This is a genomic window from Alcanivorax sp., from assembly GCF_019431375.1.
GTDB lineage: Bacteria > Pseudomonadota > Gammaproteobacteria > Pseudomonadales > Alcanivoracaceae > Alcanivorax > Alcanivorax jadensis_A.
In genome coordinates, this window is sequence record NZ_CP080267.1 from 986,015 (window position 1) to 1,001,300 (window position 15,286).

Below are 15,286 nucleotides of genomic sequence, written 5' to 3' on the forward strand. Positions count from 1 at the left end.
AGCGGCGCTTGAGCCGCGAATCGTACTTGGGAAAACCTTCGCAAGCAGGTTCGCGGCTCAAGCGCCGCTCCTACGGCCTGTTTTCTTTCGTTATTCATTATCAACTATCAATTATTAATTGCCCTTACAGTGCAGCCAGGCTTTGCCCTTCTCCGTTAACCCGCCCTTGGCGATGGTCAGGTACGCGGTGCTGGGTTCACTGGGCGCCACTTTCACTTTGAACTTCATCAGTTCATCGCGGCGGAAGGCGTGGACTTCCACAATTTCGCCGGGCAGGAAGTTGGCCATCAGGTTGTCGATATTGCTCTGCGTGGCCTGCAGGCCATCCACGGCGATGATCACATCCCCCGCGGACAGTCCCGCCGCCATGGCCGGGCCCTGCTCGAACGCCACCGCAATCTTCGCGCCCATCGTATCGGCAACCAGCCGCACACCCAGATTGGGGATGCCATCCTTGCCGGGTTTGCCACCGTTGTCGCCGTGGCCGGCGGCACTGCGCCAGTTCAGTTCCACGCCCCGCTCGGCCAGCAGCTCCGCCAGCGGGAGATCCTCGGTGCTGTAGAGCGCCTGCTCGAAAAAGTCGCTCATCTCGCAACCGGCCACTTCCTCGGCCAAGGGTTGTATGCCCTGCTCCGGCACGCCTTCGCCGGTCTGGCCGTAACGGGCCCAGAGCAGGCGCATGAGATCATCCAGGGACTTTTGCTCGCCAGTCAGATTACGCAGGGTCAGATCCAGCGCCAGAGCCACCAGCGAGCCCTTGGTGTAATAGCTGACGATGGCGTTGGGGGCGTTTTCGTCCTGCTTGTAGAAACGAGTCCAGGCGTCGAAGCTGGATTCGGTGACGGTCTGCTTGTGACGGCCCTGGCCGCGATACACCCGGCTCAGGGTCTGCCCGAGCAGCTCCAGATAGCTCTGCGGCGCAATCAGCCCGGTGCGGGTCAACGACAGATCATCGTAGTAACTGGTGATGCCCTCGAAAGCCCACAACAGTTCGGTGTGCACTTCCTGGGACAGATCAAAGGGCGTAAAGGCCGCCGGCTTGATCCGCTTCACATTCCAGGTATGGAAATATTCGTGGCTGCACAGGCCCAGATAATTGCGGTAGCCATCGCGTACCTTGCCCGGCTCGTCAGTGCGTTTGGGCAGGTCGTCGCGGGCACACATGAGGCTGGTGGAATTACGATGTTCCAGGCCGCCATAACCGTTGCCGGTGACCAGGGTCATGAACAGATAGCGATCCATGGGCGCCGGTTCACCGAACATGCGGATATGATGCTCGCAGATCGGTTTCAGGTCCCGGCACAGGCGCGCCATGTCCGTCTTGTGCCGACCGGCCATCACCACCCAGTGCGGCACGCCGCAGGCTTCAAACTGGGCATACTCGAACGGGCCCATTTCCACCGGGTGATCGATCAGGGCATCGTAGTTGTCTGCCCGGAAGCGGCCAAACCCCAGCTCCGAGCCATTCACCCGGGGCAGCCCGGTGGCCAGGTGCCAGCCTAGGTAGGCAGAACCTTCCGGTGCTTCGATATCCACTTCACAGGGCTGGTCCTCGTGCCCCATGGCTGCCAGAAACACACAGGTGCCATTGAAATAACCATGGGTCGTATCCAGGTGGGCACCACGGACGGAAAGATCCCAGGCATAGATCTGGTAATGAATCTGTACCGGTCCCTCACAGGGAGGCAACTGCCAGGTCTGTTTGTCGATTTTGGCCACGGCCAGGCTCTCACCGTGACAGCTGGCTTCCAGGGACACCAGATGGCGGGCAAAATCGCGAATCATGTAACTACCCGGGATCCAGGCCGGCATGGTCAGGGCCTGCCCTTCAGGAGTTGGCTTCGCCACAGTCATGGTGACTTCAAACAAATGCGCTTCCGGGCGCAGCGGGCGAATCCGGTATTCGATCATGGTGTCTCCTGGATATCTGGTTCAGGTCGGGATGGTAGTGGCTGCATCACCCGGTTGCCATAGCTGTTATGATCATAACCGGGTTCCCGCCTGCCCATGGACCATGTCGCCGGAGACTGTATGACAAAACAGATGCGTTATCTGAGTACTGATGACCACCATGCCACAGCCATCCACCACTGGCCCGCCAAGGTCGCTACCTCGCAAGGCATCGTGGTGTGGCTGCATGGCATGGCGGAACATGGCGCTCGTTATGAGGGCCTGGCAGATGCCCTCAACGAACAGGGCTGGCACCTGTACTGCCCGGACCATCGCGGACACGGTCTGAGCATCAGTGATCGTTGCCCCAAGGGGCATTTTGGCGATGCGGATGGCTGGGACGCTCTGGTGCAGGATGCCATGGCGGTGATCGCCATGGCCAGAGAAACCCACCCGGGCCTGCCCTGTGTACTCGGCGGCCACAGCATGGGGTCCTTCATCGCCCTGGCCGCCGCACAACGCATCGGCGAACAGCTGGCTGGGCTGGCTCTGTGCGCCAGCGATTATCACCCCGCCGCCTACTATGGACTGATGGGCCTACCGTTGAAGTTTGCCCGCCACCGCAACGGCAAACGCGGTACCAGCCCGTTGATTCGCAGAATGACCTTTGGCGCCTGGGCACGCCGGGTGCCAGACCCGCAGACCGAGTTTGACTGGCTCAGTCATGATCGCGAGCAGGTGCAGCAGTATATGGATGACGACCTGTGCGGTTTCGACTGCACCACCGAATCCTGGTGCCAGCTGGTACAGGGCCTGCGCCAGATTCACAGTGTCCCCCAGCTGGCAGAGTTGCCCGACACCCTGCCGGTGTTGTTACTGGGTGGAGAACAAGATCCCATGAGTGATATGGGAAAAGGCATGATGGCCCTGGAGCAAGTCCTGCATACCATGGAGCAGCCACTGACCGCCCATTTCTGGCCTGAGGGTCGGCATGAACTGCTCAACGATCAGTGCCGGGAGCAGGTCCTGGCTGCGCTGGGGGAATGGCTGCACCCCCTGGCCAGAACGGCCTGAGTTCGGCTCACTGCACAGCCCCTCCCATTAAGCTGCCTCTGAAGCGCCCCTTCCCACAGGAAATGCGGTGTTTTTCAGAGGTTCTCCTGGCATTTTCAAATCCGCAAAAAAAACGGGAAGCCGAAGCTTCCCGTTTTTCCTTTCTTCATGCTTGTGTTGAATCAGGGCGTGGGACCCACACAGCTCTGGTGCACATTCAGATCCGTGAGCAGACCCACCGTGGCCGACAAGTCCACCCGCAGGGTGTCGAAGGTCTCTGCGGTATCCACGAACAGGAACTGCTGGTCAAAACCGGCCAGTGTCAGCAACTGCAAGTTCAGCAGGCCACCGCTGCCTGAGGTGTCAACGACAGTACCGTTGTTCAACAGGCTGACTGTGATCTGATCAAGCACGCCCAGATCCAGCAACTCGGCGCTGTTGCTTACGGTAAAGCCAGCACGGTTGGTGCCACTGAAGCTTTCGCCACTGTCTACATTCAGGCGGGAACCGCCACCCAATGCACCCAGAGTCACGAAGAGCTGTGCAGCCGTAGGCACCTGATCATCCACTGCCAGTTCTGCATCCTGAAGACCACAGAGGACACACAGTCCGAAGCCACCACCGGATGCTGTCGCCGTAGGCGCCACTAGCGGTTCCAGGCCATTCCCCGTAGCACCACTACAGGTGAACTCGGCATCACAGGCATCGCCCAGTCCATCACCATCGGAATCGGTCTGATCCGCGTTGGCGTTGTTCGGGCAGTTGTCCACATCGTCGGTAACACCGTCGTTGTCAGCGTCGTTATCACAGGCATCACCGGCGCCATCACCATCCGCATCTGCCTGGTCCGGGTTGGCAACCGCCGGACAGTTGTCGGTCTCGTCGGAAACGCCATCGCCGTCACTGTCGTTTACGGTGTCACAGGCATCACCGATGCCATCACCGTCGATATCAGCCTGATCGGTGTTGGGTGTCAGCGGGCAATTATCCAGGCCATCCAGTACCAGGTCGTTGTCGTCATCCGGGTCACAGACATCACCAATACCATCACCGTCCGAATCCAGCTGATCCGCGTTGGCGATGAGCGGACAGTTGTCAGTCACATCATCAACACCGTCACCGTCCAGATCCACATCACAGCTGTCACCGATACCATCCCCGTCCGTGTCGGCCTGATCCGGGTTACTGACGGTGGGACAGTTATCCACGCTGTCTTCCACACCATCGTTGTCATCATCGGTATCGCAGACATCGCCGATGCCGTCCAGGTCGTTATCCAGCTGAGTGGCATTGGGGTCATTGGGACAGTTATCCAGGGTATCCGGAACGCTGTCGTTATCATCATCCGTGTCACAGGCATCACCCTGACCGTCACCGTCATTGTCAGCCTGATCGGCATTAGCAACGTCCGGACAATTGTCCACATCATCGGCAACACCATCGCCGTCACTGTCAGTTAACGGGTCACAAGCATCACCAATGCCGTCGCCATCGGTATCCGCCTGATCCGGGTTGCTCACATTCGGACAGTTGTCGATGCCATCATCCACGCCATCGCCATCGGTATCCGTATTGCTATCGCAGGCATCGCCCACGCCATCACCATCGGTATCCGTCTGGTCCGCATTGGCCGTCAGAGGGCAGTTATCCACCGCATCCAGTACCAGATCGTTGTCGTCATCAGGATCGCAGGCGTCACCCAGGCCATCACCGTCGGAATCGATCTGATCCGGGTTGGCAATCAACGGACAGTTATCACTCAGGTCATCGACACCGTCACCATCCAGATCCAGATCGCAGGCATCACCAATACCGTCACCATCGGCATCGGCTTGATCCGGGTTGCTGACCGTGGGGCAGTTATCCGCGCCATCATCAACGCCATCGCCGTCATCGTCGCTGTCGCAGGCATCACCCTGCCCGTCCAGATCGGTATCCAGTTGGGTTGAATTTGCGGTAAGTGGGCAGTTATCCAGCGCATCGGCCACACCATCGCCATCAGTATCGTCGTCGCAGGCATCGCCGGTGCCATCCCCATCCAGATCTTCCTGACCCGCATTGGCCACATCCGGACAGTTGTCGACATCATCATCGACGCCGTCACCGTCACTGTCGGTATTGCCGGTATCGCAGGCATCACCGATACCATCACCATCGGCATCCGCCTGATCCGGGTTGCTGATCAGCGGACAATTATCCGTACCGTCATTAACACCATCCCCGTCATCATCGGCATCGCAGACATCGCCGGTACCGTCACTATCGGTATCGGTCTGGTCAGCGTTGGCAGTATTGGGACAGTTATCCAGATCATCGCTGATACCATCCCCGTCACTATCGATGTCGCAAGCGTCGCCGATGCCATTGCCATCCGTATCGGTCTGATCCGGGTTACTGGTCAGCGGGCAGTTGTCAGTGCTGTCCTCTACACCGTCATTGTCATCATCCGTATCACAGGCATCGCCAGTGCCATCACTGTCCGTATCTGTCTGGCCCGGGTTGGCAACAGCCGGACAGTTATCCACGCCGTCATCTACCCCGTCACCATCAGTGTCCGTATCCGTGTCACAGGCATCCCCGACGCCATCACCATCCGTATCGATCTGGTCCGTGTTGGCCACGGCCGGACAGTTATCGTTGCTGTTGAGGATGGTATCGCCGTCAGCATCGTTGTCGCAGGCATCACCCAAGCCATCACCATCGGTATCGGCCTGATTCGGATTACTGACAGATGGGCAATTATCACGGTTATCAGGAACATTATCGCCATCCTGATCAGCGTCACGATTAACCGGGGGTTGCGAGCGAGAACCATCTCCATCCGCACCACAACCCGACAAGCCCAAGCTGCCTAGCAACAGCAAAACGGGTACCCACCAAGCTATATGAAACCGTCCTTGACTCTTCATGCCACTACTCCCTAGCACAATGCATACTTTCTCCACAGACTACTCCCACATGTGAAGTTTCCGTCAATTTCATTGTTGATATTCTGTTGTTTTTTGGAAAGGGAAGACAGTAACAAACTGTTCTTTTACAGTTGGTATGACAGCAGTTGAAAATTTCGCGATCGGCGGTATGAATTTTTCATAAAAAAAGCGCGCCAATAAATTGGCACGCTTATCCCAACGTTCTTGATGTTAAATTTGACTGAGACTTATTTGAGAAGGTTGTTCTTGATATCCTTCAACCCTTCCAGGGTGCTATCCCAGGTTTTTTCCACACTGGCCTTCACATCTTCCCAGCGGGCGTTGCTGTCGTTGCGCAGTTCGTCCAGCCGCGCCGCCAGTTCCTGGCGTTTTTCCTTCAACTCCGTCTTTCGTTTTTCCCACTTGTGGCGAACCTCTTCACTGGCCTTGTCCGCCTTGATTTGCAACTGGTCAAATTCATTGTCCAGTTCGTTCAATTTACCTTTAATTTTTTCGATGAAAGCATTGCGATCCATCACAATCTCCTTTCAATGAATGGGTACCTGTATCATGGGGCTACATCACTACTTTTCCATGGCTACTTTGTAAAAACCAGCAGTTTTCCTGACCTTCACTTTCTCAGGCAGCCTATCCCCTGACAGGCGGCTAGCTGTCTTCTTTTTCAAGAGCCGACACATAGCCCAGATAACGGTTCTTGATCTGCCTGACATACTTCACCGGCTCAGCCCCCCGGACATAACCATAGCGAGCCTGACGGGCGTATTCCGGCCGGGAAAGCAGCAGCATGGCTTCTTCCACATTGCCAAACCATTTATCCGGATCCTTTCCAAGACGTTCCGCCAGGCGACGGGCATCCTCCACATGGCCATGCCCGGCATTGTAGGCGGCCAGCGTAAAATACAGTTTTTCTGCCAGATCCAGACGCGCCGGGAATCGCTGTTCCAGCCAGTCCATATAGGCGACTCCGGCGGCCACTCCATTCTCAGGCCGGGTCAGGTTGCTGTAACCAAACTGACGCCCGGTACGTGGCATTACCTGTAATAGCCCCTGAGCGCCGGCAAATGAGCGTGCCTTGGGGTTGAAGCGGCTCTCCTGGTACATCTGCGAGGTGATCAAGCGCCAATCCAGGCCGTATTTCAGTGACTCACTCTTTACCAGATCATCATATGGTGAAATGGCTTTGCCGGAGCCAACCCGGTAAGCCTCATGGGTGTTGATGGTTTTTTTCTCGCGAAAATAGCGATTGTAGGTGATGTTGTAATTCAGGCCACGATACTGACGGGCGATATAGCTGTCGAGTTGCTCTTTCAGCCCCGTCTGCTCTTGCCGAAGCCCCCAGCCGATCTCCTTGGCAGGCTCGAATTCGAACAGCACGGCAATGTCTTCTCGATAGGTGGACTCCATGGCGGCCAGATGACTATCTGCCATGGTCAAGTCATATTCGCCGTTGGCAACAGCGTTAATCAACATCTCGGTACTGGCGCCCGGCACTTCCTGAACGATGAAGGGGAAATCATCATCAAGTAGCTGCTGCAAGGTATCGTGATAGGCTGTTTCGGGGTTAACCGCTATGGTGCGGCCGGCCAGTTGGCCCAGATTTTCCAGCGGCTCCTCATCCGCCCGGCCAATCAATTGTTCGTTCACTTCCAGGTAACGATCGCTGAACATCCAGCCCTTTTCCTGGCGTCCTTCGGTGATGGTCATGGACGCGGCAATCACATCTCCCTCCCCTTCCTCAAGGGCCTGGAACATGGCCGAAGGGCTGTCACGGACCACCACACTCACCCGCAAACGGTGTTTTTTGGCAAAATCACTGATCAGGTCATAATCAAAGCCCATCAGCTCACCACGCCACATGAAATAACTGGCCGGATTGTTGGAGGTAATGACTCGCAGCACCCCCTGTTTCCTGATCTCGGCCCAGTCACGTTTTACCTGCTTTTTGACCGAGCTGATAACCCGCTCACTGGTAATGAACTGGTTGATACGATCCAGTAGCTCGGTGCTATCTTTTCTGACCGCCCAGGCAATTCGTCGTTTCCGGTTCACTACCGGGCCTTCAGCCACCCCGGAATCCGGGCTGAGCAACAGATCCAGCATGTTACTGTCAACGATGGTCGCTTCCAGCTCACCGGCTTCTACCGCCTCCACCAGCTCTTCATCGGACAACTCGGCATCGACCACATCAATCCGAACTCCATCGTGACGACGGGCCAGCTTCTCGGCGGTTTCCTGATAGGCCGTCCCCTCTGGCACGGCAATGGTGAGATCATCAAGGTCTGTCAAACTGATGTCTTTGCGTTCGACGGGAACAACCAGCTTTTCCTGCACCGCATTGACGGGTGTGGAGAACGCCAGTGATTTCTGCCGCGACTTGGTCACGGAGTAATTGGTAACGATAATGTCGGCCATGCCGGCATTGATCAGCTTTCCCAGCTCCGCCACGCTGTCCGCGTAGACCCAGCGAGGCTCCAGACCCAACTCTCTGACGAAGGATTCCGCTTGCGCCTGATATTCACGCGCAGGCACGCCATCCCGGGGCAGGCCGGAAGGTTCATCAAAGCGTGGCGCAAGCAGGCGGATAAACCCGCGCTGACGCAACGCCTCCAGATCGCCTTTTTCCTGATAGTTTGCAAAGGAGCTGACCACCTCCCCGACCCCCGGCTCCTTATCACAACCGGTGATCACGGCAACCAACAACATCACAGTCAGCATCAGTCCTGTTCGCATGAAGCCCCCCTCTACTGCGGATTATCATTCTTTGGCTGTTACAGACAGGGTAACGGCTCAGGCGGTGTCAGACGATGTTTTTGTCACCCCATTGCCACACCCTTGGAATATGCCACTGAGGGAGATTTCAGCACAAGAAAAAGGGGCCCGAAGGCCCCTGACAAAAGAAGGAGGAAAGAGCGTTTAGAGCTGTTGGATGCAGGTATCATGTACCCGCAGCTCACTATCTGCGGAGACCAGACCACCAAACTCCAGGGCAACAGCATCAAATGCTGTGGCATCTGCATCCACTTCAGTACTGATAAAAGTCTGCCCTGAGTCACCCAGCAGGCCCGCTACATCCAGTGCCAGCACGCCTCCACCCACGGTGAAGCTGTCGACTTCCACACCATCGTCATAGAGACGCAGGGTCAGAAAATCGCCGAGCGCACCCAGGTCCAGCAGGCCGGTACTTGGGTTGCTGGTGACGAAGCCAATGTTTACCAGGCCGGAGAAGTTGGTGTTGGTGCTTTCGGTAACGGTCAGACGAGCGCCACCCGCCACGTTCACCGCCAGAGTCATTTCAGAGAAGGTACTGTTCATCTCGTCAATGGCCAGTTCCGGACCGGTCACACCACAACCTACACAGACGCCGAAGGTTGTGCCAGTTGCGCCGAAGTTGGCAGCGGTGAGGGGCTCGAAGGCACCACCTGCACTGCAGCTGAAGCCATCAGCGTCACACACATCACCGGTACCGTCTTCATCCGCATCGGCCTGATCCGCGTTGGCAGTGTTGGGGCAGTTGTCGCACACATCACCGACACCATCCGCATCCACATCCGCCTGATCCGGGTTCGGGGTTACCGGGCAGTTGTCATCGTCATTAGGGGTGCCATCGCCATCGTCGTCGTCTTCACAGACGTCGCCAACCGTATTGCCATCCGCATCTTCCTGACCCGGATTGGCCACCAGCGGACAGTTATCACAGACATCACCAATGCCGTCACCGTCACCATCTTCCTGGCCCGGGTTCGGGATTACCGGACAGTTATCGGTATCATCGGGGATACCATCACCGTCTTCATCATCCGTACAGGCATCACCGATACCATCACCGTTGCTATCGAGCTGATCCACGTTCGGTACCAGCGGACAGTTGTCAGTATCATCCGGAATACCATCTCCATCGGTGTCGTCTTCACAGGCGTCACCGATACCATCGCCATCAATATCGCTCTGATCAGAATTGGGCACCGTGGGGCAGTTGTCTTCATCATCGGGAATACCGTCATTGTCCTGATCGGAAATTCTCGACCCCGGGGTATTGCCATTGCTATCACCTTCCGCTTCACAGCCAGCCAGACCAAAGGCCAGGGTGGCTGCGAGCAGCATGGCGAACAAGGTTTTCATATAGGTACTCATTGTTCGTCTCCTACTGCTCGCTGACGCGGAATTCCACACGGCGGTTCATGGCACGGCCTGACTGATTTTCGTTGCTGGCGATCGGTTCCAGTTCACCGTAACCGCGAGCGGTGAGGCGATCAGCATCGATGCCCTGATCAATCAGATACTGGCGTACGGATTTGGCACGCTTATCAGACAGACTTTCGTTGTAAGACGCTGAACCGGTGCTGTCGGTATGGCCGGCAATCTCAACCTTGAAGTCATCCTGGGCTTTCAGCGCTTTGGCTACCCGGTCCAGAGACGGGCGGGAGCTGGCAGTGATCTCTGCGGAGTTCAGTTCAAAGTTGATATTGTTGAAGGTGATGGTCTGATTCATGATCATGCAACCATCAGAATCGACTTTGGCGCCCTCAATGGTATCCGGGCACTTGTCGCGGTCATCCGGTACACCGTCGCCATCACTGTCGATGAAGGGCTTCTCGACGATTTTTTCCACTTCCTTGGTTTCATAGACGATCTTCTCGACTTCCACCACTTTGGTCACGCCCAGTGGAATTTCCAGACCCAGAGAGAAGCGCCAGTCGTTGAAGCCGCCCTCGTCCTCGGAAAGGGTGCCGGTCACGCCATCAAAATCGTCATACATGTAACGGGCTTCAGCACGCAGCTTCAGGCCGTTATCGAAGATCGGGCCGGTCACCGCACCAATACCCACATTGGCGTGCAAGTCGGTACCATCATCATCATCAGGAACAACGTCATTGTAGATGGCACCGATATTGGCAAGCACAAACGGGGTAAAGCCCTCACGATCGCCGAAGGCATAGGCGATGCCGGTGCTCAATGCATACTGGTAAAAATCCGTGCCACCATCAACATCGGTATCAAGACCATAGGTAGCACCTTCAGTCTCCCACCACCAGTGCTCGGAAAGCTCACGGCCGTAGATCAGGCTTGCGCCGAGACCATTGCGGGAAATTTCCCGATCTTCGTCGAGCACCAGGTAGCTTGCCATGGGCGCCAGATACTGGCGTGTAGAGTCACCTGCCTTGTCTTCTGCCAAGGCCTGATTTGCCATAGCCACAGAAAGCGCAAGAGCTGAGAGTCGAATGCATCCTTTCATGATTACCCCCCTCGGGTATGATTGATCTGTGCAATTATTGAAATAGCATTGGGGGCGCTTTAAAACCATCAACGAGTGCCGTTACGTTGCTTTAATGTTGCCAATTGGTTGCTGGCGCCCTATTTTGTTTCTGAGCGTATCCTTTCGTATCAAAGCGAGGAAAATGGCGCCGTTTCAAGGGGTAGATTTCACAACAACCCCAATTGTGGCACGATAGTGCAAACTATCTGGAACACCATTTCCCATGCGAACACTGCGCATCCGCTATTTACTGCTACTACTCTTGTTTACCGGTATTCTCGTTGGCCTGCTGCACACGGCCTGGCCTTTCCTGTTTTACCCCAACAAGAACCTGTCTTTCTCTTTCCCAGTACAACCGATCACAGCCGACAACGCCACAGCAAAAGCCGGTATTGCTGAACGAGACATTACGCCGCCTGTCGGCATACCCAAGTTCGGTTATTCCGCCTGGGCAAAAAATGCCGACGGCTTCCGCACTCGCCTGAAGGCCAGGGCCTTCTACCTGAAAGGTCCCGGGCAAACCCCGCTTGCCATCGTGCAGCTGGATCTTGGCTCCGGTTCGCTAGTGCTGCGTCACCGGGTGGCAGAACTGATCGCTAATAACACCGATATTCCTGCCCATGCCCTGACCCTGCTGGTTACTCACACCCACTCCGGTCCCGGTCAGTATCTGGGTAGCGATTTCTACAATGTTTTCGGCAGCAATAAACCCGGCTTCGACCCGGCCCTGTTCGAGTTTCTCAGCCAACGCATTGCCGATACCGTCATTGAGGCCTATGAATCCCGCCGCGAAGCCCGTTTTGCAGTGGGCCAGAGCGACCTGTTCGGCTTTACCCGCAACCGCTCCATCGAGGCCTGGGCCAATAATTTTCCTGACCAGAATCACCGCAACGCCGACCCCATGCAGGCGGTGAATCCCACCATGACCCTGCTGCGCATTGATCAGCGCCAGGGCAACGGTTTTGTACCCGCCGGCGCACTCAGCCTCTACTCGATCCACGGCACCGCCATTCCACCCTTTACTCGCCCCTACCATGCGGATGTCTGGCACTGGATCAGCGAGGAACTGGAAGCCGAACTGGCGGACGACTCCCCGGATTTCATCCATGGCGCCGCCCAGGCAACCCACGCGGATAACAACCCGGCCTGGAAAGAGAATTTGCGTGGTGACCTTGAAGCCGAACGTATCGGCAAGGCACTGGGGAAACATGCGTCCAGACTTTTTCATTCATTGGAAAGTCAGCTTACTGACAGCCTCAGCACCGCCGTCGCCAGCCGCCAGCTGGACCTGCTAGACGATATTGATACCGGCCGCTTCGGACTCTGCGAACGGGCCATCGCTGGCGCCTCCGTGGCCGGCGCCGCCAACGGTGACGAAGTCTTTCCGATTTCCTACCTGCCCTTCCTGGCGGAAGACTGGCCACGGCAGGTGTTTACCGATAACTGCCAGGGCGTCAAACAATGGATGCTATCCAAGCTGCAATTGCTGTTGCCGGCCGAGCGCTTTCCGCACCAGGCCCTGTTCCAGGTCGTGCGCATCAACGACCTGGTGCTGGTCCCCTTACCCTGGGAAATCACCCTGGAAAGCGGCAACAGACTCCGCCAGGCGGTGGCGAACACCCTGCCCGATGGCAGCGACTGGAAGGTGGAAATTTCCAGTCTGGCCAATGGCTACTTCGGCTATGCCGTCACTCCGGAAGAATATGCGCTCCAGTATTACGAGGGCGGTCACACCCTCTATGGGCCGCATACCCTGGATTTTCTCATTCAGCAAAGCACAGCACTGAGCCGGGACCTTCAGCAACACGGCGACATCAACGACATTCCGCAACGCCAGACGTTTTCCCTGCTCAGCCGGCAATACTTCCCGGACTCTCTGGCAGGCTCGAGCGCTCGGCGCTGGTTAAGCGAACCGCAACACCATGAGGGTCATGCCACCACCGGCCCTTACTGGAGCCTGCTGCTTACAGCGGAACCGGCCAACCAACTGGCACTGGATCGTCCGCTACTGACCGTCCACTGCGACAATGGCGTCATCAGCGATGACAGCGCCGAGCTGCAGCTGTTGCATCAGGAGGACACAGATAATGAAACCGGGCGCTATGAGGTGCGCTGGTATCCCGCCACCCCCTTACCTTCCGGGTCCTGTCGTTTTGCGGTTAGCACCGCTGACCAGCAGCAACCGGTGTTCTCCGCGCCGTTGCCCTAGCTCGTGCAAACAACACGGAGCCAGCCTTGTTCCTCGAGGCCGCTCAGTGTTTCGCTGACGACCCTGTCACAACCACAGCCGCAAGACGGCCGTTAGCGGATGAGCCCTGGCAACCGCACTGCTACACTGAAGGCGTGCTACAAGCCGCTTTTTCTCCCGGAGATCCGCCATGCGCCCGTTGCTTCGCTTTCTGTTACCTGCCCTGCTCGTTGCCGGCTGTGCCAGCACTACCCAAGTGACAACTCGCTTCACCGCTGAAGGGAGCCATCCTCCCCAAGAAACTCTGCTACTGGTCGCCCACACCCCGGAGGGCAGCACCCGCGAAACCTGGGAACTGACCTGCAAGGAAATATTTTCAAGCGGTTCGTTGACCATTTTGCTCAGCCATCAGGAATTACCGTTATGGTACGAAGGCGGAAAAAATCGCATCCTCGACTGGGCGCAGAGCAATGATGTGCAACGGGTTCTGGTGGTGGAACTCACCCACTTGCTGATCGATGCAGCAGCACCGCCCACGGCGGGTAATCGCCTCAACCCCATGGACCAGTCCGCCGGCGAGATGAAACCGACCTGGCAAGTGGGTATTGGTGGCGAGCTGGCCCGGGAGGACGTCCCCGAGGCACTGCGTCAACACGGCGCGGAACTGATCAATGCTGACGGCAAGCCCCTGTGGACCGGGATCGCTACCACCCACGAAGCCAGTAACACCGTTGCCATCGCCAAGAGCCAATGTACGGCCCTGCGCAAGACACTCAAAGAGCTCGCATTAATACCCTGACAACGGAAAATAAAGACTATGACTGGCCCACTGAACGGACTGACCTTTATCGAACTGGCCGGCATCGGCCCTGGCCCCTTCTGCGGCATGATGCTCGCGGACATGGGTGCCACCGTGATCCGCATTGACCGCCCCGGCGGCAACCCCCACGCCGCCATCGGTCACAGCGTACTGTTCCGCAACCGGCAGAACCTGGCCCTGGACCTGAAAAGCCCGGAAGGCATCGAGACCGTCCTCAAGCTTTGTGAAACCGCCGACGGCCTGTTCGAAGGCTTTCGCCCGGGTGTGACCGAACGCCTCGGTATCGGCCCGGAACAATGCCTGGCCCGTAATCCGAAACTGGTGTACGGCCGCATGACGGGTTGGGGCCAGACGGGTCCGCTGGCCAAAGCGGCCGGCCACGACATGAACTACATCTCCTTGTCCGGAGCCCTCCATGCCATGGGCCGCCAAGGCGAAAAACCCGCCATTCCGCTGAACCTGGTAGGTGATTTCGGTGGTGGCGGCATGATGCTCGCCTTCGGCATGGTCTGTGCCGCCCTGGAAGCCCAGCGCTCCGGCGAAGGCCAGGTGGTCGACAGCTCCATGGTGGAAGGCTCCGCCGCCCTCATGGCCATGTTCTACGGACTGAAAGCCCAGGGCCTGTTCACCGAAAATCGCGGCACCCACATGCTCGATTCCGGCGCCCACTTCTACGAAGTGTACGAAACCCGCGACGGCAAATATGTCTCCATCGGCAGCATCGAACCGCAGTTCTATGCCGAGCTGTGCCGCATCGCTGAGTTACCCGCCGAGGAATTCGGCCAGCAAATGAACCCGGCAAAGTGGCCGGAACTGAAACAAAAACTGGCTGAGGTCATCAAACAGAAGAGCCGTGATGAATGGACCGCGTTGATGGAAGGTACCGACGTGTGTTTTGCACCGGTATTGAGCCTTGAAGAAGCGCCTTCACACCCGCATAACGCGGCAAGAGGTTCCTTTGTCACAGTCGGCAACACCTTACAGCCGGCACCGACACCCCGCTTCTCGCGCAGCGCCCCCGGCGATATCAAAGCCGCAGCCAGCGCCGGGGCAGACAGTCAGGCGGTTCTCCGCCAGGCAGGCTTCAGTGATGAACAGATCGACACATTGATCCGTAGCGGCGCAGTGAAGCAGGACTGACCTGAGCCAAT

10 protein-coding genes are annotated in these 15,286 nt (G+C 57.2%); 4 read left to right on the forward strand and 6 right to left on the reverse strand.

Annotated elements, in window-relative coordinates; all coding sequences use genetic code 11:
• Window positions 1–114: 114 nt before the first annotated feature.
• A complete protein-coding gene (locus KZ772_RS04475) occupies window positions 115–1,911 on the reverse strand; it encodes a PDZ domain-containing protein (RefSeq protein ID WP_290538645.1) in 1,797 nt (598 codons plus the stop codon).
• 120 nt (window positions 1,912–2,031) lie between these two features.
• Here KZ772_RS04475 and KZ772_RS04480 point away from each other — a divergent pair, with 120 nt between their 5' ends.
• Window positions 2,032–2,964 (forward strand): alpha/beta fold hydrolase, encoded by a 933-nt coding sequence (locus KZ772_RS04480; RefSeq protein ID WP_290538646.1) that lies wholly within the window; start codon window positions 2,032–2,034, stop codon window positions 2,962–2,964.
• 161 nt (window positions 2,965–3,125) lie between these two features.
• Here the strand turns inward: KZ772_RS04480 and KZ772_RS04485 are convergent, their stop codons facing one another.
• The 5 genes from KZ772_RS04485 to KZ772_RS04505 form a co-directional block, all read right to left on the reverse strand.
• Window positions 3,126–5,852, reverse strand: coding sequence for a thrombospondin type 3 repeat-containing protein (locus KZ772_RS04485; RefSeq protein ID WP_290538647.1), 2,727 nt, complete (start codon window positions 5,850–5,852; stop codon window positions 3,126–3,128).
• 248 nt (window positions 5,853–6,100) lie between these two features.
• Window positions 6,101–6,388, reverse strand: a complete 288-nt coding sequence (locus tag KZ772_RS04490) for a hypothetical protein (RefSeq protein ID WP_290538648.1) — start codon at window positions 6,386–6,388, stop codon at window positions 6,101–6,103.
• 130 nt (window positions 6,389–6,518) lie between these two features.
• On the reverse strand, window positions 6,519–8,603 hold the full coding sequence (locus tag KZ772_RS04495) for a transporter substrate-binding domain-containing protein (RefSeq protein WP_290538649.1): 2,085 nt from the start codon (window positions 8,601–8,603) through the stop codon (window positions 6,519–6,521).
• Between the two features lie 183 nt (window positions 8,604–8,786).
• Window positions 8,787–10,004: a thrombospondin type 3 repeat-containing protein gene (locus tag KZ772_RS04500; protein ID WP_290538650.1), complete on the reverse strand. Its 1,218-nt coding sequence runs from the start codon at window positions 10,002–10,004 to the stop codon at window positions 8,787–8,789.
• Between the two features lie 10 nt (window positions 10,005–10,014).
• Window positions 10,015–11,106: an OmpA family protein gene (locus KZ772_RS04505; protein WP_365870824.1), complete on the reverse strand. Its 1,092-nt coding sequence runs from the start codon at window positions 11,104–11,106 to the stop codon at window positions 10,015–10,017.
• A gap of 244 nt (window positions 11,107–11,350) precedes the next feature.
• Here KZ772_RS04505 and KZ772_RS04510 point away from each other — a divergent pair, with 244 nt between their 5' ends.
• The 3 genes from KZ772_RS04510 (at window position 11,351) to KZ772_RS04520 (ending at window position 15,275) form a co-directional block, all read left to right on the forward strand.
• Window positions 11,351–13,336: a neutral/alkaline non-lysosomal ceramidase N-terminal domain-containing protein gene (locus tag KZ772_RS04510; RefSeq protein WP_290538651.1), complete on the forward strand. Its 1,986-nt coding sequence runs from the start codon at window positions 11,351–11,353 to the stop codon at window positions 13,334–13,336.
• Between the two features lie 169 nt (window positions 13,337–13,505).
• Complete coding sequence (locus KZ772_RS04515) at window positions 13,506–14,114, forward strand: hypothetical protein (protein WP_290538652.1); 609 nt, start codon at window positions 13,506–13,508, stop codon at window positions 14,112–14,114.
• Window positions 14,115–14,123: 9 nt separating this feature from the next.
• A complete protein-coding gene (locus KZ772_RS04520; RefSeq protein WP_365871170.1) occupies window positions 14,124–15,275 on the forward strand; it encodes a CaiB/BaiF CoA-transferase family protein in 1,152 nt (383 codons plus the stop codon).
• Window positions 15,276–15,286 lie beyond the last annotated feature (11 nt).